This is a genomic window from Polaromonas sp. P1_G2, from assembly GCF_056405515.1.
In genome coordinates, this window is record NZ_JBFUBY010000011.1 from 18,096 (window position 1) to 45,080 (window position 26,985).

General features: G+C 64.6%; 26 protein-coding genes. 13 read left to right on the forward strand and 13 right to left on the reverse strand.

Annotated features, from left to right (window positions below):
• Positions 1-2 precede the first annotated feature (2 nt).
• Positions 3-2,432: a UvrD-helicase domain-containing protein gene (locus AC1D0P_RS02560; protein ID WP_477675252.1), complete on the reverse strand. Its 2,430-nt coding sequence runs from the start codon at positions 2,430-2,432 to the stop codon at positions 3-5.
• A gap of 60 nt (positions 2,433-2,492) precedes the next feature.
• Between AC1D0P_RS02560 and AC1D0P_RS02565 the strand changes: the two genes are divergently transcribed.
• From AC1D0P_RS02565 to AC1D0P_RS02575, 3 genes are all read left to right on the forward strand, one after another.
• Positions 2,493-3,185: a hypothetical protein gene (locus AC1D0P_RS02565; protein WP_477675253.1), complete on the forward strand. Its 693-nt coding sequence runs from the start codon at positions 2,493-2,495 to the stop codon at positions 3,183-3,185.
• Between the two features lie 72 nt (positions 3,186-3,257).
• Positions 3,258-6,272, forward strand: a complete 3,015-nt coding sequence (locus AC1D0P_RS02570) for a VIT domain-containing protein (RefSeq protein ID WP_477675254.1) — start codon at positions 3,258-3,260, stop codon at positions 6,270-6,272.
• Positions 6,273-6,490: 218 nt separating this feature from the next.
• A complete protein-coding gene (locus tag AC1D0P_RS02575; protein ID WP_477660682.1) occupies positions 6,491-7,468 on the forward strand; it encodes a GMP reductase in 978 nt (325 codons plus the stop codon).
• Between the two features lie 7 nt (positions 7,469-7,475).
• On the opposite strand, the gene AC1D0P_RS02580 is transcribed toward AC1D0P_RS02575, so the two are convergent.
• Positions 7,476-8,369 carry an alpha/beta hydrolase gene (locus tag AC1D0P_RS02580; RefSeq protein ID WP_477675255.1) on the reverse strand — a complete coding sequence of 298 codons (894 nt, stop codon included), beginning with the start codon at positions 8,367-8,369 and terminating at the stop codon, positions 7,476-7,478.
• Between the two features lie 140 nt (positions 8,370-8,509).
• Between AC1D0P_RS02580 and AC1D0P_RS02585 the strand changes: the two genes are divergently transcribed.
• The 4 genes from AC1D0P_RS02585 (at position 8,510) to AC1D0P_RS02600 (ending at position 12,460) form a co-directional block, all read left to right on the forward strand.
• Positions 8,510-9,196, forward strand: coding sequence for a GntR family transcriptional regulator (locus AC1D0P_RS02585; RefSeq protein WP_477675256.1), 687 nt, complete (start codon positions 8,510-8,512; stop codon positions 9,194-9,196).
• 31 nt (positions 9,197-9,227) lie between these two features.
• Entirely contained in the window at positions 9,228-10,109 is an 882-nt protein-coding gene (locus tag AC1D0P_RS02590) for a phytanoyl-CoA dioxygenase family protein (RefSeq protein ID WP_477675257.1), read from the forward strand.
• Between the two features lie 4 nt (positions 10,110-10,113).
• On the forward strand, positions 10,114-11,472 hold the full coding sequence (locus AC1D0P_RS02595; RefSeq protein WP_477675258.1) for an NAD(P)H-dependent oxidoreductase: 1,359 nt from the start codon (positions 10,114-10,116) through the stop codon (positions 11,470-11,472).
• A gap of 91 nt (positions 11,473-11,563) precedes the next feature.
• The gene (locus tag AC1D0P_RS02600) at positions 11,564-12,460 is read left to right on the forward strand and encodes an NAD(P)-dependent oxidoreductase (protein WP_477675259.1); all 897 of its coding nucleotides are present in this window, start codon (positions 11,564-11,566) and stop codon (positions 12,458-12,460) included.
• A gap of 5 nt (positions 12,461-12,465) precedes the next feature.
• Here AC1D0P_RS02600 and AC1D0P_RS02605 read toward each other — a convergent pair whose 3' ends face one another.
• Both AC1D0P_RS02605 and AC1D0P_RS02610 read right to left on the reverse strand, forming a co-directional pair.
• Entirely contained in the window at positions 12,466-13,377 is a 912-nt protein-coding gene (locus AC1D0P_RS02605; protein ID WP_477675260.1) for a proline dehydrogenase family protein, read from the reverse strand.
• Positions 13,378-13,651: 274 nt separating this feature from the next.
• Entirely contained in the window at positions 13,652-14,323 is a 672-nt protein-coding gene (locus tag AC1D0P_RS02610) for a FadR/GntR family transcriptional regulator (protein ID WP_477675261.1), read from the reverse strand.
• Positions 14,324-14,604: 281 nt separating this feature from the next.
• On the opposite strand from AC1D0P_RS02610, the gene AC1D0P_RS02615 reads away from it, so the two are divergent.
• Complete coding sequence (locus AC1D0P_RS02615) at positions 14,605-15,474, forward strand: fumarylacetoacetate hydrolase family protein (protein WP_477675262.1); 870 nt, start codon at positions 14,605-14,607, stop codon at positions 15,472-15,474.
• Between the two features lie 162 nt (positions 15,475-15,636).
• On the opposite strand, the gene AC1D0P_RS02620 is transcribed toward AC1D0P_RS02615, so the two are convergent.
• Both AC1D0P_RS02620 and orn read right to left on the reverse strand, forming a co-directional pair.
• Positions 15,637-17,574: a DEAD/DEAH box helicase gene (locus tag AC1D0P_RS02620; protein ID WP_477675263.1), complete on the reverse strand. Its 1,938-nt coding sequence runs from the start codon at positions 17,572-17,574 to the stop codon at positions 15,637-15,639.
• A gap of 374 nt (positions 17,575-17,948) precedes the next feature.
• Positions 17,949-18,512 carry an oligoribonuclease gene (gene orn, locus AC1D0P_RS02625; RefSeq protein ID WP_436157844.1) on the reverse strand — a complete coding sequence of 188 codons (564 nt, stop codon included), beginning with the start codon at positions 18,510-18,512 and terminating at the stop codon, positions 17,949-17,951.
• Positions 18,513-18,547: 35 nt separating this feature from the next.
• Here orn and AC1D0P_RS02630 point away from each other — a divergent pair, with 35 nt between their 5' ends.
• From AC1D0P_RS02630 to rsgA, 3 genes are read left to right on the forward strand one after another with little or no spacing between them, the layout of a single operon-like run.
• Positions 18,548-19,837, forward strand: a complete 1,290-nt coding sequence (locus AC1D0P_RS02630; RefSeq protein ID WP_477675264.1) for a M48 family metallopeptidase — start codon at positions 18,548-18,550, stop codon at positions 19,835-19,837.
• On the forward strand, positions 19,834-20,154 hold the full coding sequence (locus AC1D0P_RS02635) for a 4a-hydroxytetrahydrobiopterin dehydratase (RefSeq protein WP_436157846.1): 321 nt from the start codon (positions 19,834-19,836) through the stop codon (positions 20,152-20,154). Before AC1D0P_RS02630 ends, AC1D0P_RS02635 begins: the two co-directional genes overlap by 4 nt.
• The gene (rsgA, locus tag AC1D0P_RS02640) at positions 20,151-21,134 is read left to right on the forward strand and encodes a ribosome small subunit-dependent GTPase A (protein ID WP_477675265.1); all 984 of its coding nucleotides are present in this window, start codon (positions 20,151-20,153) and stop codon (positions 21,132-21,134) included. The genes AC1D0P_RS02635 and rsgA overlap by 4 nt, the downstream gene beginning before the upstream one ends.
• 25 nt (positions 21,135-21,159) lie before the next feature.
• Here rsgA and AC1D0P_RS02645 read toward each other — a convergent pair whose 3' ends face one another.
• The 6 genes from AC1D0P_RS02645 to rpsP all read right to left on the reverse strand — a co-directional run bounded on the left by AC1D0P_RS02645 (position 21,160) and on the right by rpsP (position 25,373).
• Positions 21,160-22,188, reverse strand: coding sequence for a CobD/CbiB family protein (locus AC1D0P_RS02645; protein WP_477675266.1), 1,029 nt, complete (start codon positions 22,186-22,188; stop codon positions 21,160-21,162).
• 137 nt (positions 22,189-22,325) lie between these two features.
• Positions 22,326-23,033, reverse strand: a complete 708-nt coding sequence (locus AC1D0P_RS02650; protein ID WP_477675267.1) for a CoA pyrophosphatase — start codon at positions 23,031-23,033, stop codon at positions 22,326-22,328.
• A gap of 81 nt (positions 23,034-23,114) precedes the next feature.
• Positions 23,115-23,480: a 50S ribosomal protein L19 gene (rplS, locus tag AC1D0P_RS02655; RefSeq protein ID WP_436157850.1), complete on the reverse strand. Its 366-nt coding sequence runs from the start codon at positions 23,478-23,480 to the stop codon at positions 23,115-23,117.
• 143 nt (positions 23,481-23,623) lie between these two features.
• The gene (gene trmD, locus AC1D0P_RS02660) at positions 23,624-24,403 is read right to left on the reverse strand and encodes a tRNA (guanosine(37)-N1)-methyltransferase TrmD (protein ID WP_477675268.1); all 780 of its coding nucleotides are present in this window, start codon (positions 24,401-24,403) and stop codon (positions 23,624-23,626) included.
• Between the two features lie 84 nt (positions 24,404-24,487).
• Complete coding sequence (gene rimM, locus AC1D0P_RS02665; RefSeq protein ID WP_477675269.1) at positions 24,488-25,096, reverse strand: ribosome maturation factor RimM; 609 nt, start codon at positions 25,094-25,096, stop codon at positions 24,488-24,490.
• Between the two features lie 25 nt (positions 25,097-25,121).
• Positions 25,122-25,373 (reverse strand): 30S ribosomal protein S16, encoded by a 252-nt coding sequence (gene rpsP, locus AC1D0P_RS02670; protein WP_436157853.1) that lies wholly within the window; start codon positions 25,371-25,373, stop codon positions 25,122-25,124.
• 198 nt (positions 25,374-25,571) lie between these two features.
• On the opposite strand from rpsP, the gene AC1D0P_RS02675 reads away from it, so the two are divergent.
• Positions 25,572-26,108 carry an N-acetyltransferase family protein gene (locus AC1D0P_RS02675; protein WP_477675270.1) on the forward strand — a complete coding sequence of 179 codons (537 nt, stop codon included), beginning with the start codon at positions 25,572-25,574 and terminating at the stop codon, positions 26,106-26,108.
• A gap of 7 nt (positions 26,109-26,115) precedes the next feature.
• On the forward strand, positions 26,116-26,589 hold the full coding sequence (locus AC1D0P_RS02680; protein ID WP_477675271.1) for a hypothetical protein: 474 nt from the start codon (positions 26,116-26,118) through the stop codon (positions 26,587-26,589).
• Here AC1D0P_RS02680 and AC1D0P_RS02685 read toward each other — a convergent pair.
• The coding region (locus AC1D0P_RS02685) for an inorganic phosphate transporter (protein WP_477675272.1) at positions 26,590-26,985 on the reverse strand (396 nt) is incomplete at its 5' end.

Sequence of the window (26,985 nt, forward strand, 5' to 3'; positions counted from 1 at the left end):
CGCTAGACCACCGTTAGCTTGGCGACGCTTAACGCCAGCCACTTCACGCCATGCCGCGTGAAATTGATCTGCGCGCGGGCATCGTCGCCGCTGCCTTCGAGCATCATCACCTTGCCCTCGCCGAACTTGGCGTGGAACACTTCCATGCCGGTCTTGAGGCCGTGCGAGGGCGCGCTCTTCTGCGGCGGCACCGGCGGGTTGGCAAAACGCTCCGACGCGCCGGCCTTGGACGAAAACACGCTGCTGGCCCAGTCCTTGCGCCCGCCGCCCGCATTGCCGTTGCCGCCCCAGGCGCCTGAGCCCATGCCCGACGCAAAACCCTGGTTTTTTGGCGTGATCCATTTGAGCGCGGCTTCCGGCAGCTCGTCAAAAAAGCGGCTCTTGAGGTTGTAGCGCGTCTGGCCGTGCAGCATGCGGGTCTGCGAATGGCTGAGGTAAAGCCGCTTGCGCGCGCGCGTGATCGCGACATACATCAGGCGTCGCTCCTCCTCGAGGCCGTCGCGGTCGCTCATGGAGTTCTCGTGCGGGAAGATGCCGTCTTCCAGGCCGGTGATGAAGACGCAGTCGAACTCCAGGCCTTTGGATGAATGCACCGTCATGAGCTGTACCGCGTCCTGGCCGGCCTGCGCCTGGTTGTCGCCCGATTCGAGCGCCGCGTGTGTCAGGAAGGCCGCCAGCGGCGACAGCGTTTCGCCGGTTTCGGTGTCGGGCGCCAGCGCCTCGGGCAGGGGCTCGTTGAGTTGCGGAGCGGACGCATCCAGCCCCTGGCTGGCCGGCGACTGCGTGAGCCGCGCGCCCAGTTCGTCGACCGGTAACGCCACCGCATCGCGGCCGAAGCCTTCCTGGCTGACGAAGGACTCGGCGGCATTGACCAGTTCGGCCAGATTCTCCAGCCGGTCCTGGCCTTCTTTTTCGGTCTTGTAATGTTCCTCGAGGCCGCTGTGCTGCAGCACCAGCTCGATGATTTCACGCAGGCTCAAGCCCGTGGTCTGCTCGCTCAGCACCTGAATTTTGGCGGCGAAGGCGCCAAGGTTGGCGCCGGCCTTGCCCGGCACGGCGCTCACGCCGTCATAGAGCGAGCAGCCGGCCGCGCGGGAGATATCCTGCAATTGCTCGATGCTGCGCGCGCCTATGCCGCGCGGCGGGAAGTTGACGACGCGCATGAAGCTGGTGTCGTCGTGCGGGTTCTCCAGCAGGCGCAGGTAAGCGAGCGCATGCTTGATTTCGGCGCGCTCGAAAAAGCGCAGGCCGCCGTAAACGCGGTAGGGCACGCCGGCGTTGAAAAGCGCCGTCTCCATCACCCGGCTTTGCGCGTTGCTGCGATAGAGCAGCGCGATCTCCTTGCGCTCCACGCCGTCACGCACCAGCTGTTTGACCTCGTCGACAAACCACTGCGCCTCGGCAAAATCGCTGGCCGACTCGTAGACGCGCACCGGCTCGCCGGGGCCGGCTTCGGTGCGCAGGTTTTTGCCCAGGCGCTTGCTGTTGTGGCTGATCAGCTCGTTGGCCGAATCCAGGATGTTGCCGAAGCTGCGGTAGTTGCGCTCCAGCTTGATCTGGTGCTGCACCTCGAACTCGCGCACGAAGTCGGCCATATTGCCGACGCGCGCGCCGCGAAAGGCATAAATGCTCTGGTCGTCGTCGCCGACCGCGATCACCGAGCCGCCGGGCATCGCGCCGGCGCCCTGGATGGCGTCCGGGCCCTGCCCCGCCAGCATCTTGATCCAGGCGTACTGCAGCTTGTTGGTGTCCTGGAACTCGTCGATCAGGATGTGGCGGAAACGTCGCTGGTAATGTTCGCGCACCGGCGCGTTGTCGCGCAGCAGCTCGTAGCTGCGCAGCATCAGCTCACCGAAATCAACCACGCCTTCGCGCTGGCACTGCTCTTCGTAGAGCGCGTAGATCTCGACCTTCTTGCGGCCTTCCTCGTCGCGCACCTGGACGTCCTTGGCGCGCAGGCCGTCTTCCTTGTTGCCGGCGATGAACCACATCAGCTGCTTGGGCGGAAAACGCTCGTCGTCGACGTTGTGCTGCTTGCACAGGCGCTTGATGGCCGAAAGCTGGTCCTGCGTGTCGAGGATCTGGAAGCTCTGCGGCAGGTTGGCCAGCTTGTAATGGGCGCGCAAAAAGCGGTTGCACAGGCCGTGGAAGGTGCCTATCCACATGCCGCGCACATTGACCGGCAGCATGGCCGACAGCCGCGCCAGCATTTCCTTGGCGGCCTTGTTGGTGAAGGTCACGGCCAGGATGCCGCCCGGCGAGACCTGGCCGGTCTGCAGCAGCCAGGCGATGCGCGTCGTCAGCACGCGGGTCTTGCCGGAGCCGGCCCCCGCGAGAATCAGCGCGTGCGTGGGGGGCAAAGTCACCGCGGCCAGTTGCTCCGGGTTAAGATTTTGTAAGAGTGGGGATGTTGGCGCGACTTCTGAGAACATCCCTCATTGTAGAAAGCCCTGATGAAACCGTTTTCGCACCGCCCTTCAGCCCTGGCATCCATGTCGTTAATGGCGGCCTTTGCCGCGCTGGCCGCCGGCCAGGCCGGGGCGCAGTCTTTTTGCGCCAGCGACGGCCAGCCCAGGCCGGCGCAGTTGCTGGAACGTTTCATCAATGCCAACTGCGAAAGTTGCTGGGCCGACCCGGCCACACCCAAGGCCGGCGCCGGCCAGCTCGCGCTGGACTGGGTGCTGCCCGGCGACAAGGGCGAGGATGCGCCGCTGTCGGCCGTAGCCGCCCGCGAGGCGCTGGACCGCCTGGCGGCGCTGCGCCAGGGCCCGCCCGCGCAAACCCTGGCCAGCACGCGGCCGGTCCAGGGACTCAAAGGCGCAACCCTGCGCGTGGCCCACGGCCTGCCGCTTAGCGGCTACCTGGGCGCCTCGATTGAACTCAAACCGATCCCGGCCGCCGCAAAGGGCCGGCAATGGACGGCCTGGCTGGCCCTGGTCGAAACCCTGCCGGCGGGCACCGAAGGCTCGCCGGTGGAGCGCAACCTGGTCAGGAATGTGCTGCAAACCCCCTGGGATGACCGCAAGCCACTCGCCAAAGACGCGCCCAACCGTTTCTTCGACGCGCGCTCCATGAGCATCGCGCAAGGGGCGAATCCCGAACGCATGCGGGTGCTGGGCTGGGTGGAGGATGACAAGGGCCGGGTGCTGGCTGCAGCACAGTCCCACTGCGTGCCCGAAAAATAATTTGCGGCTTTTAACCCCTTTGCAACGCGAGCCCCGTTTCAGGGTGCATCGCCAACAACAAAAGGGGTTTTCATGCCACACGGCCATACCTATACCGCGCGCACCACCATTCGTCTACTCCAGGCTCTCGCTGCGGCCTGCTTCAGCCTCCAGGCGCTGGCGCTAAGCGCCGTGCCGCAGCCGCCCCCAGGCATCAAATTCGCACCACCGCCCGACTGGCGGCCGCCGGTGATCGCCGTCAATGCCAACGCGGGCCAGCCCATACAGCTGCGCGCGGCTTCCATCGAAGTCGACCTCTTCGGCGACCAGGCGCGCACCAGCGTCGAACTGCGCCTCTTCAATCCCAACCACCGCGTGCTCGAAGGCGAGCTGCAGTTCCCGCTGCAAGAAGGCCAGGTCGTGACCGGCTTCGCGCTGGACGTCAACGGCCGGTTACGCGACGCGGTGCCCGTGCCCAAGGCCAAGGGCCAGGAAATATTCGAGGACATACGCCGCCGGCGCGTAGACCCGGGGCTGCTGGAAGCCGCGGCCGGCAACCAGTACAAGCTGCGTGTCTACCCGATCCCGGCCATGGGCGAGCGGCGTGTCGTCATCAGCTTCACCGAAACCCTGGCGCGCCGGCTTGATGCGGGCGTGCTCAGGGTGCCGCTGGCGTTCGCATCCAGCGTGGGCGAGTTGCAGGTCAAGGTGCGCGCCCACGGCGCCGCCCGCCAGGATGTGCAACTGCTGCAAGCCCCGGCCGGCACCGAACTGGACGCCAACGCCACCGGCATGGAGCTGAGCCTGCAGAAAACCCAGTGGCAGGCACCGCAGGGCCCGTCGGGCTGGCTGCAACTGGCGCTGCGCCGCACGGGCAAGCCCCAGGTCATGGTGGGCGAGACCGGCGGCCAATCATTTTTCGCCGGGCAGGTCGATGTGCGCGACGAAGGGGTGAGGCGGCCCATCCCCGCACATATCGCGCTGGTGTGGGACGCCTCGGCCTCGGCCGCCGCGCAAGCCCGCGTGCTGCCGGTGCTGGAAGCCTATTTCCGCAAGCTCGGAAAACCCGTCAAGCTCAGCCTGCTGGTGGTGCGCAACAAAGCCGAAACCGTGCGCAGCTTCACGCTGGCGCCGGGCCGCTTTGACGAACTGGCCGACGCGCTGCGTGCGGAACCTTTCGACGGCTCCAGCAATTTCGACGACCTGCCGATTCCCGCCGACGTGGACACTACCCTCATGGTGACCGACGGCCTGATGACGGACGGCAAAAAACTCATTCGCTACACCCACACGGCGCCGGTGATAGTGATCAACGGCGCCGCTTCCGCCGACATGGCGCGGCTGGCCCGGCTGGCCGACCGGACCGGTGGTGCGCTGGTGGATGCCGCGTTGCAATCGCCCGACGAGGGCGCGCAGGCCATGCTGACGCACGGCTGGCGCATTGAAAAGCTGTCCAGCCTGTCGGCGCGGCAACTCGTCGCACCGACGACGCGCGTGAGCCAGGGCCGCATCGCGGTGGCCGGCGAGCTACTCGACAGCCAGGCCCGCATCGACGTCATGCTGGCCCACCCGGACGGCCGCAGGCGCACGCTGGCGCTGCAGGTCAATGCCAAACCGGTGAGCGGCCACTGGCCCGGCCAGCAATGGGCCCAGTGGCGCAGCGCCGAACTGGCCGAGAACGCGAGCCTCAACACCGGCGAACTGCAACGCATCGCGGCGGCGCACGGCATCGTGGGCCCCAACAGCTCGCTGATCGTGCTGGAGCTGGCATCCGACTATGCACGCTACAGCCTGCCCGCCCCGCCCGAACTGGCCGATGAAGTTGCACGGCTGGGCCAGCAGCAACTCGAGCAGGCTACGCAGACGCGGCAGGCGCACATCGAAGCCATGGTGAGGCAATTTGACGAAACGCAGCATTGGTGGGACAGGGACTTTCCCAAGGACACGCCCAAACGTGCCGAGCCCAAGGCAAAGATGCAGATCAGCCAGGGTGGGGTGAGGGCCTTGGGCAGCGTATCCGATACGGCGCGCCTACGCGAACAAGCCCCGGCTGCGCCGGCGGCAGCAGCCCGCGAGTTCTTGGTGCCCGCCGCTCCCGCCGCAGCACCCGCGCAGGCCATGGCCGCCGAGGCGCGTTCCGACGCCATGGAAAAGCGCAGCGCCAAAGCGATGCCCGCGGCCGCGCCCGCTCCCACCATCGCGCTGCAAGCCTGGGTGCCGGACGCGCCCTATATGAAGCGCCTGCAGAACACGGGCAAGGACGAGCTCTACCGCGTCTACCTTGACGAACGTGCCGCCTACCTCAGCAGCAGCTCGTTCTACATGGATGCGGCCGGCGTGTTCTTTGACCGCGGCCTGCCCGAACTGGGACTGCGCGTGCTCTCCAACCTGGCTGAGATGAACCTGGAAAACCGCCAGTTGCTGCGCCTCTACGCCTACCGCCTGGTGCAGGCGCGCCGCAACGACCTGGCCGTGCCGGTGTTTGAACGCATCAGCGAGCTGGCGCCCAACGAGCCGCAATCGTGGCGCGACCTGGGCCTGGCGCTGGCCGAAAGCGGCCAGCCGCAGCGCGCGGTCAATGYTCTGTGGGAAGTCGTGTCGCAGCCCTGGAATGGCCGCTTCGCCGGCATCAACATGATCGCGCTGGCCGAGCTCAATGCGATTGCCGCCCAGGCGGCTTCCAGCGGCCAGCCGGCGCTGGACCTGGGCCGGGTGGACACACGCCTGCGCCGCAACCTGCCGCTGGCCCTGCGTGTGGTGATGGCCTGGGACAGCGACGACACCGACATCGACATGTGGGTGAGCGACCCCAACGGTGAAAGGGCCAGCTATGCCAACCGCCTCACCTACCAGGGCGGCGCCATGAGCCCGGACGCCAGGGGCGGCTACGGCCCCGAGGCGTTTTCGCTCAAGGCGGCCAAGCCCGGCAAGTACGGCGTGGAGGCGCAGTTCTACGGCCACCGCCAGCAAGTGCTGTCGGCCGGCACCACGGTGATGGTGCGCGTGACCACCGGTTTCGGCACGCCGCAGGCGCGCGATGAATGGACCACCCTGCGGCTCGCGCGCGGCCAGGAGACCGTGCGCGTGGCGGAGGTCGAAGTGCGCTGATACCTCGCCTCAAAAACAAGATGCCACTATGCATATAAAGGCTATACCGCTTTGGCGGGTGCCGCCGGCATGAGAGGCGCATAGAATCAATCACCGGGCCCAAGCAATTGCGCCCGGTTTCTTGTTTCAGCCTTGCCCACACTGCAAGCGCCTGCCGCAAAGCCGGTCCAGTCCAAGCGCCTTCTGTTCTTCAACAGTTTTTCAAAGGCTTGGGAATCATGGAAATCTTCGACTACGACAACATCCTGCTGCTGCCGCGCAAATGCCGCGTGGAGAGCCGTTCCGAGTGCGACGCCAGCGCCACGCTGGGTGGGCGCAGCTTTCGCATCCCGGTGGTGCCGGCCAACATGAAAACGGTGGTCAACGAGGAGATCTGCGCCTGGATGGCGAAGAACGGTTACTTCTATGTGATGCACCGCTTCGACCTGGACAACGTCCAGTTCGTCAAGGACATGAAGGCCCGCGGCGCCTACGCTTCCATCTCGCTGGGCGTGAAAAAACCCGACTACGACACGGTGGACCGCCTGGCGGCCGAAGGCCTGGTGCCCGAGTACATCACCATCGACATCGCGCACGGCCATGCCGACACGGTGCAAAAGATGATCGCCTACCTCAAGCAGAAACTGCCGGCATCCTTCGTGATCGCCGGCAACGTGGGCACGCCCGAGGCGGTGATAGACCTTGAGAACTGGGGCGCCGACGCGACCAAGGTCGGCATAGGCCCGGGCAAGGTCTGCATCACCAAGATGAAGACCGGCTTCGGCACGGGCGGCTGGCAGCTGTCGGCGCTCAAGTGGTGCGCGCGCGTGGCCACCAAACCCATCATTGCCGACGGCGGCATACGCGAGCACGGCGACATCGCGAAATCAGTGCGCTTCGGTGCGACCATGGTGATGATCGGCTCCATGCTCGCCGGGCTGGAAGAAAGCCCCGGCAAGACCGTGGAGGTCGACGGCAAGCTCTTCAAGGAGTACTACGGCAGCGCCTCGGACTTCAACAAGGGCGAATACAAACACGTCGAAGGCAAGCGCATCCTGGAGCCCGTCAAGGGCACGCTGGCCGACACGCTGCGCGAGATGGAGGAAGACATCCAGAGCTCCATCAGCTATGCCGGCGGCACCAAACTGCTGGACATCCGCAAGGTCAACTACGTCACGCTGGGCGGCGACAACGCCGGTGAGCACTTGCTGATGTAAATCCTGCCTAGCTGCGGGTCGCGCCCAGTCCCAGCAGGTCCAGCGCCAGGCTGTGCAGCCGGTGCCCGGTGTCGGCCAGCGCATCCAGCGCGCTGAAATGGTTGCAGCGCAAATGCGATTCACAGACCGGCACGACGCCCTCGCCCCAGGCCTGCTGGATCAGCAGGTTCTGGCGCAGGAATTCGGCACTTTCATCGGCCCCCGCCACACTGTAGAGCGTGCCGCGGCGCGGCGCCGGCAGCAGGGCCGGGCTGGCTTTGGCAACCTGTTCGGGCGTGAGCTTGAGCGAGTCCTTGACGAAGGGCGCATGGCGCATCGGCTCCAGGTCGTAAATGCCTGAAATCGACAGCGCATTCTTGACCAAGTCCGCCGGCAGATCGCCGGCATAGGCCTTCCAGTCGCAGAGCAGCAGCATGGCCGCCAGGTGGCCGCCGGCCGAGTGCCCGGCCACCGTGATGCGGCTGGGGTCGCCGCCGTAGCGGGCGATGTGGCGCCAGGTCCAGGCCAGGGCCTTGACCATCTGCAGGGTGATGTCGGGAATCGTCACCGCCGGGCACAGGGCGTAGTTAGGCACGACCACACAGGCGCCTGCCTCCGTGAAAGGAGGCACGATGAAGGAATGGTCGGACTTGTCGAGCGCGCGCCAGTAGCCGCCGTGGATGAACACCAGCACCGGTGCGCCCTTGCCCGGCCTGGCGCCTTGCGTGCCAAAGCCGCTGGCCGGAAACACATCCAGCGTTTCACCCGCATGGTTGCCATAAGGCACGTCCACCTGGCAAGGCAGGCGCTTGCGGACGGCTTGTGAATCCGCTGCCCAGCGCGCGAAATAGGCCGGGTGGTCGGGCACCAGCGCCCGGTTGTTGTACATGCGGTCCAGCCAGGCGGGATCAAAAGGATTCATTGTTGTTCTCCTGAGAAAAGTGGCAAATGGCATTCAGCGGCCGCCATCTTGGCACAGCCAGGCCCACAGACCACTGGATGCGGGTAAACCCGGAATCTCTTGCTCCCCAGATCAACGTATTCTGTATACAGAGTACAGATATGACATCCCAACTGATCAAAATCGAATCCACCCCTGACCTGGTCGACCAGGTCTACCGCAGCCTGCTGGACGCCATCAGCGAAGGCTCGCTGGCGCCAGGCGCGCGCATCACGCAGGAAGAGATTGCCGCGCAGCTCGCGGTCTCGCGCCAGCCGGTGTTGCAGGCGCTGCGCCTGCTCAAGAAAGACGGTTTTGTGCTGGACGCCCCCGGCCGCGGCGTGCTGGTCGCGCCACTGGACGTGGCCTCGCTGGTGCAGATCTACCAGGTGCGCAGCGCGCTCGATGCGCTGGCCGCCCGGCTGGCGGCGCAGGCCCGTGCCCGGCTCGATCCGCAACTGATCAGCCAGGGCCGCAAAGCCGCCCGCGGCAGCGACGTCAAGGCCATGATGGCAGCCGATGCGCGTTTTCACGCGGCGATTTACCAAGCCTCGGGCAACCCGCTGATCGCCCAGAGCGCGCAGCTGCACTGGCACCACATACGCCGCGCCATGGGCGCCGTGCTGCAGGTGTCGACCATGCGCGAATCGATCTGGGACGAGCACGAGGCGATCGCCCAGGCCATCGCCGCAGGCGACGCTGGCAAGGCCGAGTCGCTGATACGCGAGCACGACGAGGAAGCCGGCCACAACCTGGCGACGCTGCTGTCCAGCGCGCTGGGCCGACCCGCCGCTTCCACCGCCCCCTGAAGCCCCGAACAAACACCGAAGGAAACACGCGATGAGACTCAGCCCTGAACAACTTGCGCAATTCGACCGCGACGGTTACCTGTTTTTCCCCGGCCTGTTCACGCCGGAAGAAACCCGCACGCTCAACGACGCCGTGCCCGAGCTCTACGAGCGGCGCGAGGACTACAACATCCGCGAAAAAGGCAAGGACGCGGTGCGGACCAATTTCGCGGCGCACATGTACAGCGAACCGTTTGCCCGGCTCGCAAGGCACCCGCGCATGATCGAACCGGTGGAAGACCTGCTGGGCGAGCAGCTCTACATGCACCAGTTCAAGATCAACGGCAAGATGGCCTTTGAAGGCGATGTCTGGCAGTGGCACCAGGACTACGGCACCTGGCTTAACGACGACATGATGCCGACCGAACGCGCGATGAACGTGGCCATCTTCCTGGACGACGTGACCGAGCACAACGGCCCTCTGATGTTCATTCCCGGTAGCCACAAAAAAGGCGTGGTCGATGCGAAGCACGACCTCACCACCACCAGCTATCCCCTGTGGACGGTGGACAACGACCTGATTCGCCAGCTGGTGCAACGCGCCGGCGGAAAGCAGGGCGGCATCGTCAGCCCCAAGGGCCCGGCCGGCTCGATGATTTTGTTCCATTCCTGCCTGGTCCATGCCTCGGGCAGCAACCTCTCGCCCTTCAACCGGGTCAGCGTCTACCTGAGCCTGTGCGCCATTAGCAACCACATTCGCCGCCACAAGCGCCCCGAATATATCGCCCACCGCGACTTCACGCCCATCAGTTGCCTGCCCGACGACTGCCTGCTGAGAGACTACCCGGTGGACCTGCCGTGGAAGGACGGCGTGCCGGCTTCGGCGCTGCAAACCTCGATGGAAGAGATCGCGCCAGAACGCAAGGCGGCCTGAACCCATGAACCTCTATACAAAGCTCCAGCAACGCGCGGCCGAGGGAAAACCGGTGCGTATAGGCCTGATAGGCGCCGGAAAATTCGGCTCCATGTACCTGGCGCAAATCCCGCGCACGCCGGGCGTGCACCTGGTCGCGATCGCCGACCTCTCGCCCGACGCGGCACGCGGCAACCTCGCGCGCGTGGGATGGAAACCCGAGATGGCCCAGGCCGCCTCGGCGCAGGCGGCGATCAGGGCCGGCACGACCTGGATCACCGACGACTGGCAGGCGGTGGTCACGCATCCGCAGATCGACATCATCGTGGAGTGCACCGGCAACCCGATCGCCGCGGTGGAGCATTGCCTGCAGGCCTTCGCGCACGGCAAGCACGTGGTCAACGTCACGGTGGAGGCCGACGCTTTTTGCGGCCCGCTGCTGGCGCGCAAGGCGGCTGAGGCCGGTGTGGTGTATTCGCTGGCCTTCGGCGACCAGCCGGCGCTGATCTGCGACCTGGTGGACTGGGCACGCACCTGCGGCTTCCCGGTGGTGGCGGCGGGCCGCGGCMACAAGTGGCTGCCGCATTTCTGCGAATCCACGCCCGAGACGGTCTGGGGCAACTACGGCCTCACGCCCGAGCAGGCCGCGCGCGGCGGGCTGAACCCGAAGATGTTCAACAGCTTTCTCGACGGCTCCAAGCCGTCCATCGAATCAACCGCGGTGGCCAACGCCACGGGCCTGACCGTGCCCAGCAACGGCTTGCTCTACCCGCCGGCCAGTGTGGAAGACATTCCCTATGTCACTCGCCCCATCAGCGAGGGCGGCGTGCWGGAGCGCAAAGGCATGGTGGAAGTCATTTCATCACTGGAAGCCAACGGCCGCAAGATTCCCTACGACATCCGCATGGGCGTCTGGGTGACGGTCGAGGCCGAGACCGACTACATCAAGAACTGCTTTGAGGAATACAACGCCCACACCGACCCCAGCGGGCGCTACTTCACGCTGTACAAACGCTGGCACCTGATAGGCCTGGAGGTCGGCGTGTCGGTCGCCAGTGTCGCGCTACGCGGCGAACCGACCGGCGTGGCGACCTGCTGGAACGCCGACGTGGTGGCCACGGCCAAGCGCGACCTGCAGCCCGGCGACATGCTGGACGGCGAAGGCGGCTATACCGTCTGGGGCAAGCTGCTGCCCGCCGACACCTCGATGAAGATGGGCGGCCTGCCGCTGGGCCTGGCGCACCAGGTCAAGGTGGTGCGCGCGGTCAAAAAAGGCCAAAGCCTGAGCTGGAACGACGTCGCCATGGACACCTCCACCCCCGCCTACACGGTGCGCCGGGAAATGGAAGCCATGTTCGCGCCGGCCCTGAAAAAAGCCGCGTAAAAAGCAGCCGGAAACGCCGCCTAGAAAGCTCGCTGACAGCCTTCTCGCGCCGCCTGCTTCATGATGGCTGAAAGCCATTTTGAGGACACGAATGACCAACGCCAGCGACATGCCCCTTCCCCGCATTGCCTTTCTGGGCACGGGCATCATGGGGCTTCCCATGGCCAGGCGCCTCGGCGAGGCCGGCTATGCGCCGCAGGTATGGAACCGCACGCAGGCCAAGGCCGGGCCGCTGGCCGCGCTGGGCGCGGTAGTCCACGCGCGCGCCGAGGCCGCGGTGGCCGGGGCCGACATCGTCATCGGCATGCTGGAAAGCGGCCCGGTGGTCGAAGCCGTGCTTTTCGCGCAAGGCGTGGCCGCCGCAATGAAGCCCGGCGCGCTGTTTCTCGACATGGCGTCCATCCAGCCGCGCGAAGCACGCGACCATGCGGCGCGCCTGGGCGCGCTGGGCATTTCCCACCTCGACGCGCCTGTGTCGGGCGGCCCCGGCGGCGCGGAAAGCGGCACGCTGGCCATCATGGCCGGCGGTCGGGCGGAAGACTTCGCGAGAGTCCTGCCGGTGCTCAAGCACTTCGGGCACGCGATCCACGTGGGCCCGCATGGCAGCGGCCAGCTCACCAAGCTGGCCAACCAGATGATTGTGGGCATCACCATAGGGGCGGTGGCCGAGGCGCTGCTCTTCACCTCGCGCGGTGGCGCCGACATGGCAAAAGTCAGGGAGGCGATCACCGGCGGCTTCGCCGACAGCCGCGTGCTGCAACTGCACGGCCAGCGCATGCTGGAGCGCGACTTCGCGCCGCGCGCCCGCATGGACATCCAGCTCAAGGACATGCGCAACGCGCTGGCGACCGCCCAGGAGATCGGCTTTGAGGCGCCCATCACGGCGCTGTTCGAGCGGCTTTATGCCGAGGGCGTGGAGAACGGCCTGACGGACCTGGACCAGTCTGCCTTGTTTGTCGAACTGGCCAGCCGCAACGGCATGAGCTGACGCGCTTAGCGCATCAACAGGGCGCACACCAGGTAACCCGCGATGCGCGGATTTTCCTTGATGCGCCGCATGCTGTAGCCGTACCAGTCCTTGCCGCAGGGCACGTAGATGCGGACCGCATAACCCTCGGTCAGCAGGCGATCCCGCAGGCCTTCGCACACGCCGAGCAGCATCTGGAACTCAAACGCCGTGTTGGCCACAAGCCGGCTACGCGCCAGCGCGATCACCTGGCCCACAAGCTCCTCGTCATGCGTCGCGACGCCGACAAAGGTGCCACTTTCGAAACAACGCGCGACCTGGCGCAGGAAGTGCGGGTTGATCGCGCGCCGGTCGTGCCAGGCGCCTTCCACGAGATGCTCGCGCGCCTCGACATAGATGCCCTTGCAGATGCGCAGGTTTTCAGCCGCGCCGAGCAGCGGGCCGATATCGCAATCGGTGCGCTTGAGGTAGGCCTGCAGCACCAGGCCGACATTGGCATATCCGCGCTTTTTCAGGCGCAGCAACAAGTCGATCTCGCGCTGTGTGCAGCTCACGTCCTCCATATCGATGCGCACAAACGTTGAGCTCGCCTTCGCTGCGTCGAGCAGGCGTTCCAGGTTGCGCTCGCAATGGGCCGCGTCGAGCAGCAGGCCCAGCGCGGTCGGCTTGACCGAGATGTTCGCGCGCAGCCCGTCACGCGCGATCGCTTCGAGCACCTTGAGGTATTCACGCGTTGTGTCGTCGGCTTGGGACAGGGATTCGACGGTTTCGCCCAGGACGTCGACAGTTGCAGAAAAACCAGCGGCATTGAGCGCTGCGATGCGGTTGATCGCATCGGCCACGGTGTCGCCGGCGATATAGCGGCGCGAGACTTTGCGGATCAACGCACGCGGCGCCAGCGGGATGGCCAAGGCCACCAGGGTATTGAACAGGGACATGACGGTTTCCAAAAAATGAGATGAACGTGACCGCGCGGACGATGCGGGATCGTCGCGAATGAAAAAGGCGGTCGGGATCAGGCACCCGGCCTGGGTCGGTCCGGCGGGTGCGGGCAGTGCTTCAGCCTTGTGTCAGGACGGGTGTCCGGGCGCGCGGAAGCAAAGCATCAGTTTTTTGAAAGAGGAGGCCAGGCGGCTGCGTGCATGTCGATGTGTTTTTCGAGAGGCGCCGGACCGCCGGCGCCGCCATCGCATCATAGCTTCAGTGGCCGCGCTAGTGGCCGAGCATATTGGTGCGCACATGCACCAGGTGCGCTACGCAGAGTTCACGCGCTCGCTGCGCGTCCCGCTGCTGCAGGGCGTCGACCAGCGCGCGATGCTCGCGCTGGTAATCCAGCCGGCGCTCGGGCGTGGCGCTGCGGCGCTTGAGCATGCCCCACTCGGCGTCGGAGCGCGCCTGGTTCATCATGCGAAAGACGCCGGAGATAAAGCTGTTGTGCGCGGAATCGGCGATGACCTCATGCAGCAGGCTGTCCCAGCGCTCGAAGTCTTCCAGCGTGGTGGCCGCTTCGGCCTTGGTGCAGCATTCGTGCATGCGCTCGAAGTCGGCTGAGTTGGCATTGCCTATGACCATCTCGATGATGGCCGGCTCCAGCGCCAGCCGGGCGCTCATGAGTTCGGCCGGGCTGGCCGAGCGCGCCGGTCCGCCTTCAGCCATGGCGGCCAGCGATTCGGCGATATGCGCGCTGACATAAGTGCCGCTGCCCACCGTCTGGGTGATCAGGCCCCGCTCCTTCAAGCCCGCCAGCACGCGGCGAACGGCCGCGCGGCTCAGGCCGCTTTGCTCGCTGAAGCTGCGCTCGGTCGGAATGCGGTGGCCCGCGCGCCATTTACGCGACTTCAGGTTGTCGAGGATGGCTTCCTGCAGGGCTGTTGCGCTGTTCATGGGCTGGGTCGAAGTGGTGTGAACAGGGAAATGGAGGATCGGTTCCGATGATAGTGGCCTGTGGTTGAAGACCGCATGATTCGTCAAATTGGCTTCAATTGGTTTATCTACATTTTCTTGCAAATTACGCACGATTAATAGGGGGTATTTTCCCGAAAAACCACGTTGAACTTGCACTGCGTGGTTGCACATTGGTAGCTCTTGGTTCTACGATGGCCAAAATGAAAAGGCCGCAAAGAGGCCTCACCAAAGGCCGGCATGGCCCACAACAGGAGACAAGATTGCGCATCGCGACTTTCCAGTACCAGGGCCGGCGCCACGTCGGCCTCGTTTCGAATGACGGCCAGAGCGTCACGCCGTTTGACATGACGCCCGAGCAGGCACGCACAGGCGCATTGCCGCTCATCATGGCGGGCGGCGACCTCGCGCAAGCCGCCTTGCAAGGCAGCGGAAGCATCGCCATCAGCGCTGTCAGGCTGGAAGCACCTCTGCCGCTGCCGCGCCGCAATATCTTTTGCGTGGGCCGCAACTACCACGCCCATGCCAAGGAACTGTCGGCCTCGGTTTTCAAGAACAACAATGCCAACCCCGAATCCTGGCCCATCGTCTTCACCAAGGTGCCTGAATGTGTGGTGGGGCCGCATGACGATGTGGTGTTGCCGATGGGCGTATCGGAGCAGATCGACTATGAATCGGAGCTCGCCGTCGTCATCGGCACGGGTGGCCGCAACATCGCGCGCGCGGAGGCCATGGGGCATGTGTTCGGCTACACCATCGTCAACGACGTGACCGCGCGCGACGTGCAGATGCGCCACCAACAATGGGACCTCGGCAAGTCCTTTGACACCTTTTGCCCCATGGGCCCTTGGATCGTCACGGCCGACGAACTCGACGGCACGCGCACCCGCGTGCGCGGCTGGGTCAACGGCGAGCTGCGCCAGGACGGGCTGACCACGGACCTGATCTTCGACATTTCGACGCTGATAGAAACCTGCTCGCGCGGCATCACCCTTTACCCGGGCGACGTGATCGCCACCGGCACACCGGCCGGCGTGGGCATGGGTATGACGCCGCCGCGCTACCTCAAGGCGGGCGACGTGGTGCGCGTCGAAATCGACGGCATTGGCGCGATTGAAAACCGCTTTGTATGAATGGGGTTTTGAGCGCGCGTTGGTCGTGAAGGAGACAGGCACCAAGGGCGGATAAGCCCCAGGTCGCGACGCAGGCCATTGCCGCCCATAAAAAAAGCCGCTGCAGACAATGTCTGCAGCGGCTTTTTTATTTGCCGTTACCGCGCGATGATTATTTAAGCATCAATCGCGGAAGGGCTTGGAGAACTTGCCGGGCTTCTTAGCCGCGTCGCGGGGCACGAACACCTTGCCTGCAGGCTTGGCGAAACCAGGCTTGCGGTTGGCGAAGTCGGGGCGCGGCGCGAAACCTTCATTGCGGGAAGCAAAGCCCTCGTTACGGGGGGCGAAGTTGCGGTCGTCACGCTGGGCGAAGCCGGCGTTGTTGTTGCCGCCGCCGAAGCCGCGGTCATCCTGGCGGCGCGGGCCGCGGTCATTGAAGCCCGAACGGTCCGCGTAGTTGTTGCCGCCTTGCGGTGCGGGAGGACGGCCCTGGAAGGCGCCGCGGTCTCCGCCGCGATCGCCACCACGGTCATCGCGGTTGTTGCCAAAACCGGCAAAGCCGCCGTTACCGAAACCACCTGCCGGCTTGCGGCCGGCATAGCCGCCACGGTCACCACCGCCGCCGCCGAAGCTGCGGCCGCCGCGGTCACCGCCGAAGTTGCCGCGTGGGCGATCGGACGTGGGGGCGAAGCGCTGCTGCGGCTCCAGGCCGGCGATCACGCTGGGCTTGAGGTTCTGCTGCATGTAGTGTTCGATGTCCTGGATCTTGCGGCGATCACGGAACTCGGCGATCGTGACAGCCACGCCTTCGCGGCCGGCACGGCCGGTGCGGCCGATGCGGTGCACATAGTCTTCGGCTTTCATGGGCAGACCGTAGTTGATCACGTGGGTGATGGTGGGCACGTCGAGGCCGCGGGCGGCCACGTCGGTTGCCACCAGGACTTGCACGCGGCCGTCACGGAAAGCCATCAGGCGGCGGTTGCGCAGGCCCTGGCCCAGCGCGCCGTGCAGCGCCACGGCGCTGAAGCCTTCTTGCACCAGGTCGTTGGCCAGGCCGTCGCATTCAACCTGGGTGCTCGCAAACACGATGGCCTGGTTGATGGTGGTGTCGCGCAGCAGGTGATCCAGCAGCTTGCGCTTGTGGGTCATGTTGTCGGCCCACAGCAAAGATTGCGTGATGGACGCATGCTTTTCGTGCGGCGAGTCGATTTCGACGCGCTGCGGCGTGCGCATGACGCGGGTGGCCAGTTGCATGATGCGGGGCGCGAAGGTAGCGCTGAACATCATGGTCTGCTTGCGCTCGATCGTGAGCTGGTTGACTTCGGTCAGGTCATCGGCAAAACCGAGGTCCAGCATGCGGTCGGCTTCGTCGACGACGAGGAACTGCACCTGGTCCAGCTTGATCTGCATGCTGCGCTGCAAATCGAGCAGGCGGCCGGGCGTTGCAACCACGAGGTTGGCGTTCTGCAGCTTGGCGATTTGCAATTGGTAAGGAATGCCGCCAACAACGTTGGCAACGCGCAGGCCGCGGCAATGGCGAACCAGGTCGATGGCGTCGGCGCAAACCTGCTGGGCCAGCTCGCGCGTGGGGCACAGGATCAGCGCACCGGGCGTGGCGGCCTTGAAGTTGCGGGGGCTGGTCGGGTCTTTGCGCTTGGGCTTTTTCAGCGGGGTTTCGCCGCGGGCGACGGCTTCTGCGCTCAGGCGCTCAAACTCGGAGCGCTCAAAGCGCTCGGCTTCTTCCTGCTGCTTGAGCAGGGTGTGCAGCACGGGCAACAGGAAAGCGGCGGTCTTGCCGCTACCGGTCTGGCTGGAAACCAGCAAGTCGGTGAACTTGGTGGCCTTGGGGTCGGCGTCCAAAGCTTGCATGGCCTTGGGGATGGTGGCCATCTGCACGGCGGTGGGCTTGGTGAAGCCCATGTCGGCGACAGCCTGCAGCAGTTCCTTGGCCAGGCCAAGCGCTACAAAACCGTTGGGCTCGGCCACGATGGCGTCGAGCGAAGTTGGAGTTGCTTCAAGCGCATCGGAAAAATCCGGAGCGGCGTTGAAACCAGTGTCGATGTTGTCGGCGGCAATGGCTTCGGGCAAAAAGTCGCCACGTGCCTCAAAAGAGTCAGTCATGTGTTTCTCACTAATCACCTGTCCGCAGCGCTTTTGGCGAAGGAACAGGAAACTTCACCTCCCGCGATGCGGAAGGCTTCGTTCATGGTTAATAAAACATCAACCATCAAACGAATATGCAGCTTGGGTAACGAGCGATCAACAAGGATGTTGGTGCTGTACCCGAAGCGGTGACTCCGTTGTGGAGTCCAAAAGTGTGAGGTAGATGTACAAATGCAGCGCACCCAGTGCAACTGCAAGCCCACGATTATAGCGTGCTTTACGGGTTTCTACCAGTCTCTTATTGGTTAACTGCCATCACCACCGCCAATCGCTCTCATTTCAGGAGCAACCAGCGCATGCCCAGCCTCGCTAAATCGAAAAGAGGCCGAAAATCACTTCAGGAAATGTTCCCGGTAGTGTTCCAGTTCGTCGATGGATTCGTGCACGTCGGCCAGTGCCGTGTGGCTTTGGCGCTTCTTGAAAGCGCTGTAGACCTCCGGCCGCCAGCGCTTGGCCAGCTCCTTGAAAGTGCTGACATCGACGTTGCGATAGTGCAAAAAAGCCTCCAGCTTGGGCATGTACTTGACCAGGAAGCGCCTGTCCTGGCTGATGGTGTTGCCGCACAGGGGCGAACTGCCCTTGGGAACGTACTGGGCAAGAAAGGCCAGGATCTGCGCCTCGGCATCCGCCTCGCTCACGGTGCTGGCCTTGACCTTGTCGATCAGGCCGCTGCGGCCGTGGGTGCCTTTGTTCCAGCTGTCCATCTGGTCCAGCAATTCGTCGGTTTGGTGGATGGCCAGGACCGGGCCTTCGATGCGCGGGGTAAGTTGCGGGCCGGTGACGATCACGGCGATTTCAATAATGCGTTCTTTTTCCGGGTCCAGCCCGGTCATTTCGCAGTCCAGCCAGACGAGGTTCTGGTCTGATTTTTTGAGTGTGGTTTCAATTTCGGGCATGCTCCGATTCTCGCTGATCGCCTAAACTGCCCGCTATGACCGACTATTCGCTTGTTTTCACCGGGGTGTTCTCAGCCGTGCTGGTGCTGGGCCTGCTGGCCAAGTTCTACCTGGCTTCGCGGCAGATCCGCCACGTGGCGCGCCACCGCGGCGCCGTGCCCGCGGCATTTGCCGGCACCATCTCGCTCGAAGCGCACCAGAAGGCAGCCGACTACACCATCGCCAAGGCCCGCTTCGGCATGYTGGAGATGGCGTTTGGCGCCGCCGTACTGCTGGGCTGGACCCTGCTGGGCGGCATAGACGCGCTGAACCAGGCACTGGCCGGCTCCAGCCTGGGCGCTTACGGCACCCTGCTTCCCCAACTGGCCCTGCTGGGCGCCWTCGGCCTGATCAGCGGTGTGCTGGATTTGCCCTTCACGCTGTACAGCACCTTCCGCATCGAGGAGCGTTTCGGCTTCAACAAGATGACGTTCAAGCTCTGGCTGGCCGACCTCGTGAAATCCACGCTGGTGGGCCTGGTCATAGGCTTGCCCATCGTGGCGCTGATCCTGTGGCTGATGGGCAGCGCGGGCCGCCTCTGGTGGCTCTGGGCCTGGGGTGCCTGGATGGGCTTCAACCTTCTGGTGCTGGTGCTCTACCCCACCGTCATCGCGCCCATGTTCAACAAGTTCAAGCCGCTCGAAGATGAAGCGCTGAAGGCACGCGTGACGGCCCTGATGCAGCGCTGCGGCTTCGCGGCCAAAGGACTGTTCGTCATGGACGGCAGCAAGCGCTCTGCCCATGCCAATGMCTACTTCACCGGCTTCGGCGCGGCCAAGCGCGTGGTGTTTTACGACACCCTGCTCAAGCAGCTGAACCCCGGCGAGGTCGATGCCGTATTGGCCCATGAGCTAGGGCACTTCAAGCACAAACACATCATCAAGCGCATCGTCTCCATGTTCGCCATGAGCCTGGCAGGCTTCGCGCTGCTGGGCTGGCTGTCGTCGCAGGTGTGGTTTTACACGGGCCTGGGCGTGCGCCCCAACCTGGATGGCGCCAACGACGCGCTGGCCTTGCTGCTGTTTTTGCTGGTGGTGCCGCTGTTCAGCTTTTTTATCTCGCCGCTGTTCGCCCAGTTCTCGCGCAAGCACGAGTTCGAGGCCGATGCCTATGCCGTCGGCCAGACGGACGGCAAGGACTTGCAGAGCGCGCTGCTCAAGCTCTACCAGGACAATGCCAGCACACTGACGCCCGACCCGGTGTTCGTGAAGTTCTACTACTCGCACCCGCCGGCTTCCGAGCGGCTGGGCCGCATGACCCCTTCCCTTGAAAGCGCCGCGACATGAGCAACCCCATCCACCAGAACCGCCGGGCCCTGAGCGCCACCGAGATCGTCACGCAGCTGAGCAAACTCAACGGCGAGCAAGCACTGGGCTGGCGCCTGATCGACGGCTCGCTGGAAAAAACCTACAGCTTCAAAAACTACTACGAGACCATCGCCTTCGTGAACGCGCTGGCCTTCATCGCCAACGCCGAGGACCACCATCCCGACCTCGCGGTGAGCTACGGTAAATGCACGGTGCGCTTCAATACGCACGATGTGGACGGCGTTTCCGTCAGCGACTTCTTCTGCGCGTCGAAGGTAGACGCCCTGCTGGCTTGAGCAAACCGCAACGCCCTGCAGCGGCCCCCATGACGGGGACGCAGCCGGGGCTGGTGGTGGCCGGCTTCGGCCGCCACGTGCTGGTGGAAACCGAGGCCGGCGAGCGCCTGATCTGCCACCCGCGCGGCAAAAAAAGCCAGGCCGTGGTCGGTGACCGCATCCGCTGGCTGCCTTCGGAAGACGAGGGCACGATCGAAAAAATCGAGGAGCGCAGCAACCTGTTTTACCGCCAGGACGAGATGCGCACCAAGTCCTTCGCGGCCAACCTGGACCAGGTGCTGATCCTGATCGCCGCCGAACCCGAATTCTCGGAAAGCCAGTTGACCCGCGCCCTGATCGCCGCCGAAGCCGAAGGCATCACGCCCGTTATCGCGCTCAACAAAAGCGACCTGGGCGAGCCCTTCACTCGTGCATGGGCCAAGCTGGCACCCTACAGGACCATGGGCTACCGCATGCTCTCGCTCGCGATCAAGCCCAAAGCCGAAGGCTCCAGGCCGGCGACCACCCAAGCGGCGGAATTGCAGGAACTGGTCGAACTGCTGCGCGGCAAAAAAACCCTGGTGCTGGGGCCCTCAGGCGCCGGCAAAAGCAGCCTGACCAACCTGCTGGTGCCCGGGGCACGCGTGCTGACCGCCGAAATCTCGCAGGCCCTCAACTCAGGCAAGCACACCACCACCAGCACGACGCTGTATTGGGTGGACACCGGCGACGGAAACACGCGGGCCACGGCATTGATCGATTCGCCGGGATTCCAGGAATTCGGCCTGCACCACATCGAGCCCATGCGCCTGGCCGGCTACATGCCGGACCTGAAGATCCACGCCCAGGACTGCAAGTTCTACAACTGCACGCACCTGCATGAACCGGGCTGCGGCGTGATTGCGGAGGTCAATGCGACCGACCATCCCAGCAGCATCAGCGCCAACCGCTATCGCCTGTACAGCGAACTGTTCGCGGAGCTCTCGCAGAGCCGGTATTGAGGGAAGTGTTTGAGCGGCGGGCCGCTCAGCCGAGCAGGCGGGCCAGCGTCAGCAAGGCCAGCAACACCATCCAGAGCACCACGGAGCGCCACACCAGCCCCACGATGCTGCGCAGGTGCGCGACTTCGGGCTCGCGGCCCGGCGTGGCCTCGGTGGCGATGCCGTCTTCCGCATCAAGCCCGCCGGCCTGGAAGCCTTGGGAACTGTCCGGTGAGAAGGTGGCCTTGAGCACCTCGCCGCCCAGGCGCACGTTGACGGCGCCGGAGGTGGCGGCCAGGATGATGCCGTCGTTGCGGTTCTCGGAAGCCGAAGGCGCATTCGCCGGGAAGCGCTGCGTATAGGTGCGCCAGGCGTCGATCGCGTCCTCAAAACTGCCGACGACCGCGAAGCCTAGCGATGTGACACGCGCCGGCACATAGTCGATCACGCCCCAGGCGCGGCTGGCGGCCAGTTGCAGCGCCATGCTGGCGCCCTCGCCCGCCGCTGCGGCGGTTTTGCGTTTGTAGGCCCAGTAACGCGAAACGAATTCGCTCATGCGATACAGCACCGCGCCCGCCGGCCCCAGGCCCAGCGCGGCCAGCACCGAAAACCAACCCAGCACGCCGAAGACGTGGCGATGCGCGGCCAGCACCGAATACTCAATGACATGGCGCACGATTTCACTGCGTGGCAGTTCGCTGGCATCCACCTGCCGCCACTGGGCCAGCAGTTCGCGCGCCGTGGCCTCATCGCCGTCGTCCAGCGCGTCGCGTATGTCGGTGAAGTAATGGCTGAATTGGCGGAAGCCCAGCGTGACATACAGGATTGCCACGCTCCAGGCAAAAGCCAGCACGATGTTGATGTTCCAGAGCAGCCAGTGGATCAGCATGGTGACYAGCGCCGGCACCATGACGGCGACCGTCCAGGCGATCCAGCCGTGGTGCGGTTTGCCGGCGTCCAGGCTGCGGTTGGTCCAGCGCGCCCAGYCGCGAAAGCCTGCATGGATCCAGTTGCCACGGGCCAGTGGCCGGGCCTGTTCGATGATGAGTGCAAACAAAACGGCAAAAAAGCTCATGCTGGAATCWTAACTTGGCCCCCACGGTCGCTCACTGCGTGTAGCTCCCTGCCCCCCGAGGGGGCCGCTGCGCCTGCGGTCTGGCTAAGCCAGTCCCGCGGCCCCTGCTTGACTTGATAGCGGGCCCCCGAGGGACCTCAGGCGCTGAGAAAACGGTAGAGGTTGCGCAGCATACCGGCCGTCGCGCCCCAGATATAGCGCTCGCGGGCTTCGCTGCTGTCGCTTTCGCCGGAGGGGTCGGAGTACGGCATGGACAGCCACTGCCGGATGACGCCGTCGAATTCGAACTCGTGGCGGCGGTGGTGGGCGGGGTTCATCAGATAGCCTAACGGCACTTCGAACACATCGGCCACTTCGCCGGGATTGGGCTGCAGCGCGAAGCCGGGCTTCACCAACGCCACCACCGGCGTGATGATGAAGGCCGTGCCGGTGACGTAGGTTGGCAAGGTTCCCAGCACCTCCACATGGTCGCGCGGCAGGCCGATTTCCTCGTGGGCTTCACGCAAGGCGGTGTCCACCGCGTCGCGGTCGGTGTCGTCCGTGCGGCCGCCCGGCAGGGCGACCTGGCCGGAATGCGTGGAGAGGTTGGTGGTGCGTTCGGTCAGCAACAGGGTCAACTCGTCGCGCATGACCAGCGGCACCAGCACGGCTGCCAGTGCCGGCGTACGGTCGGTGAATTTTTTCTCGACGCTGTGCTCGGGCGTCCAGACCGGCGGATGCCGGAAGCGCTCGCGCAGGGCCTGCGCCGACAGCCGATCCATCGGCACGCCGGCCAGGTGGTCGTCARTGCCCAGCACCGGGATGCTGCGGGGGTCAAACTTGGGCAGCGGCTTGGAGGAGTTCATGAGAAGAGGAAGAGGAGCACAGCGTAACAGGCACAAAAAAGCCGCTCATTGAGAGCGGCTTTTTCAGGGGCAACGCTGCTTTTACGCAGCCTTGGCGCCCAGCTTTTCCTTGATACGTGCGGATTTGCCGCTGCGGCTACGCAGGTAGTACAGCTTGGCGCGACGCACATCACCGCGGCGCTTGACTTCAATCTTGGCGATCAGCGGGCTGTACACCTGGAAGGTGCGCTCGACGCCTTCGCCATTGGAGATCTTGCGGACGATGAAGCTGGAATTGAGGCCGCGATTGCGCTTGGCAATCACCACGCCTTCAAAAGCCTGCACACGCTTGCGGGTGCCTTCAACCACGTTCACGCTGACAATGACGGTGTCGCCAGGTGCGTAAGCGGGAATGGTTTTGTTGAGGCGGGAGATTTCTTCCTGCTCGAGGGTCTGGATCAGATTCATGATTTTTCCATCTAACTTTTTCGTTCATGCACGCGCTACGCTAAAGACCGCAAATCCATGGATTCATCCGGAGATGGTTCAGATGGTTGCGGTGGCCGCCAGAGGATCGAAAAGCCTTTGATTATAGCAAGCCGAGGCTTTGCTCAAGCGTCTTTGTCCGGGTTTTCGACCAGATCGGCCAGAAAAGCCTCGTCGCTTTCGCTCAAATGACCACTCTCACGCGCTTTTTGCACCAATTCGGGGCGCTCGTGTTGCGTCAACGCCAGCCGCCGCTCACGCCGCCAGCGCTCGATGTGGGCGTGGTTCCCCGACATCAGGGTGGCCGGCACCGGCTGGCCGCGCCAGCTTTCAGGCCGGGTGTAGTGCGGGCAGTCAAGCAGGCCGTCCAGCGCCGGGTTGAAGCTGTCGAACTGGTGGCTGCCTTCGTCATTGAGCACGCCGGGCTGCAGCCGGGCCACCGCGTCCAGCAGGGCCATGGCGGCGACTTCGCCGCCCGACAGCACAAAGTCGCCCAGGCTGATCTGCAGGTCGACGTGGGCCTGGATGAAACGCTGGTCCAGCCCCTCGTAGCGGCCGCAAACCAGCACCGCACCGGCGCCGGCCGACCAGCTTTCGACGCCGGCATGGTCCAGCACCTTGCCTATGGGCGAAAACAGCACTGTCGGCACCTTGAGCGCACCGGCGGCGGCGCGGTCGGCGTGGATGGCTGCGAGGCACAGCGCCAGCGGCTCGGCCATCATCACCATGCCGGGGCCGCCGCCAAATGGCCGGTCGTCCACCCGGCGGTAATTGCCGTCGGCATATTCGCGCGGGTTCCAGAGCTTGACTTCGACCAGGCCCGATTCATAGGCACGGCGAGTGACGCCGCTGGCCACGAAAGGCGCGAAGAGTTCGGGAAACAGGGTGATGACGTCAAAGCGCATGGAAAGGCTATTTTGCGCGAGCCGGGCGCTGAGGGGAAATGGGACGGGAAAGGCCCCGAAAGGGACCCCGGAAAGCGGCAGGCCTCAGTAGTCGGGCTGCCAGTCCACGGTGATGCACTTGCCGGCGATGTCGACGGCGTCGACATAGACCGAGACAAAGGGAATCATGCGTTCGGCGGTGGCGCTGCTGCCATCTTCCTGCTGGGTGGTGTATTCCACGCAGAGCACGGAATGCGGGCCGGTGGCCATCAGGTCGCGTACAAGCCCCAAGCCAACGCCTTCGCGGTTGACCACCTTCAGGCCGATCAGGTCGACCCAGTAGTACTCGTCCTTGGAGGCGGCGGGAAAGCTGCTGCGCGGCAAAAAGATGCGGGCGCCGCGCAAGGCCTCGGCGGCATTGCGGTCGTCCAGGCCGGTGAACTTGGCGACGACGGAATCGGAATGGACTTTGGCCTCGTCCACGCTGAGCGTGACGGTGCCGGAAAACAGGGTGAAACCCGGGCGGAATTTGGCGTCAGGCGCCTGCAAAAACCAGGATTTAGCCGCGAAAAGCGCTTCTGGATCGGTGCTGTGCGGCAGGATTTTCACCCAGCCCTTGACGCCCCAGGCATCCAGGATGCGCCCGACTTCGATGGCGTCGCCCGGCAGGCTTGAGGGTGTCAAGCCCGCGGACGGCGAGAGGCCGGGCTGCATCGAAACTTGAATAAGTTTCTGGAGATCAGGCGGCCTTGGCGGCGCCTTGCTTGACCAGGCGCTCCACGGTCGGGGACGGCTGTGCGCCGACACCGATCCAATGGGTCAGGCGGTCTTGCGCAATGCGCAGGCTCTCTTCGCCACCTTTGGCGATCGGGTTGTAAAAACCGATGCGCTCAATGAAACGGCCGTCGCGGCGAACGCGTTTGTCAGCCACAACAATGTTGAAAAAAGGACGGTGCTTGGAACCGCCGCGTGCAAGTCGAATGACGACCATGATTTATCCTTCGGGTGGTGGGGCTTACCGGTAAAGTAGATACCCCAATGTTCTGCAGCGCTTGAGACACACGACATGGCCACCCGGCCAGCGAATTGCTGCAAAGCCTGAGATTATAGCCTGCCGGACGGTTTTCCCGGAAATTCGCTCTTCTTCCCTGCCTTTCGCTGCCTCCAACCGCCCTGCGCGCCCTCCTCCATGCCCCTCATACGCCCCAGCCGCGACGAAGACATTCCCGCCATCACCGCCATTTACGGCCACCATGTGCTGCACGGCACGGKAACCTTTGAAACCGAAGCGCCCAGCGTCGCCGATATGGCCACCCGCCGTGCCGACGTGCTGTCCAAAGGCCTGCCCTACCTCGTCGCCGAGCAGGACGGCCAGATCGCCGGCTTCGCCTACGGCAACTGGTTCAAGCCGCGCCCGGCCTACCGGTTCTCGGTGGAAGACTCGATTTACCTGGCCCCCGACCAGCACCGCAAGGGCCTGGGCCGCGCCCTGCTGGCCGAACTGCTGGCACGGTTTGAGGCCGCGGGCATACGCAAGGCCATGGCGGTGATAGGTGACTCCGCCAATGTCGGCTCGGTGGGCGTGCACCGCTCGCTCGGCTTCACCGAAGTCGGCACGGTCCGCTCCTGCGGCTGGAAATTCGGTGCCTGGCGCGACATCGTCATCATGGAAAAGACCCTGGGCGCAGGCGACACGCAGCCGCCGCCCGAACAGCACGCCGCATAATCGCCGCATGCAGACCGCCTCCTCCGCCCCCAAATCCCCCAAAAACAAAACCCTGGCCGCCTGGCTGGCCTTCATCACCGGCCAGCTCGGCGTGCATCGCCTTTACCTGTTCGGCCTGGGCGACGTCTGGGCCTGGCTGCATCCCATCGCCGCCGCCCTGGGCTGGTGGGGCGTGGAGCGCGTGCGGCTGTACGGCCAGGACGACCACCTCGCCTGGGTGCTGATACCCCTGCTGGGCTTCACCCTGGCCGGCACGGCCCTGACCGCGATTTACTACGGCCTGATGCCGACGGAAAAATGGAATGCGCTGCACAACGCCGGCACACCGGCCACCCAGGCCGGCAACACCAACTGGCTGACCATAGGCGCGGTGGTGTTTGCGCTGCTGTTCGGCACGATTTCACTGATGTCCAGCATCGTGTTCAGCTTCCAGCGCTACTTCGAATATCAAGTTGAAGAAGCGAAGAAAATATCCCAGTGATCAGAACACCTGAAGACTGACCCAATACGCGATCGCAGCGACAAAGGCCGAAGCGGGAATGGTGAAAATCCAGGCCCAGACGATGTTGCCGGCCACGCCCCAGCGCACCGCCGAGGCGCGCTGCGTGGAGCCCACGCCGACGATGGCGCCGGTGATGGTGTGTGTGGTGGAAACGGGAATGCCCAGCGCGGTTGCCAGAAACAGCGTCAGCGCGCCACCGGTTTCGGCGCAAAAGCCGCCCACGGGCTTGAGCTTGGTGATCTTCTGGCCCATGGTTTTGACGATGCGCCAGCCGCCGAACATGGTGCCGAAGCCGATGGCGATGTAGCAGACGATGACCACCCAGATCGGCAGGTGCTCGGTGGTCGCCATCATCCAGACCGGCAGGCCCTGCAC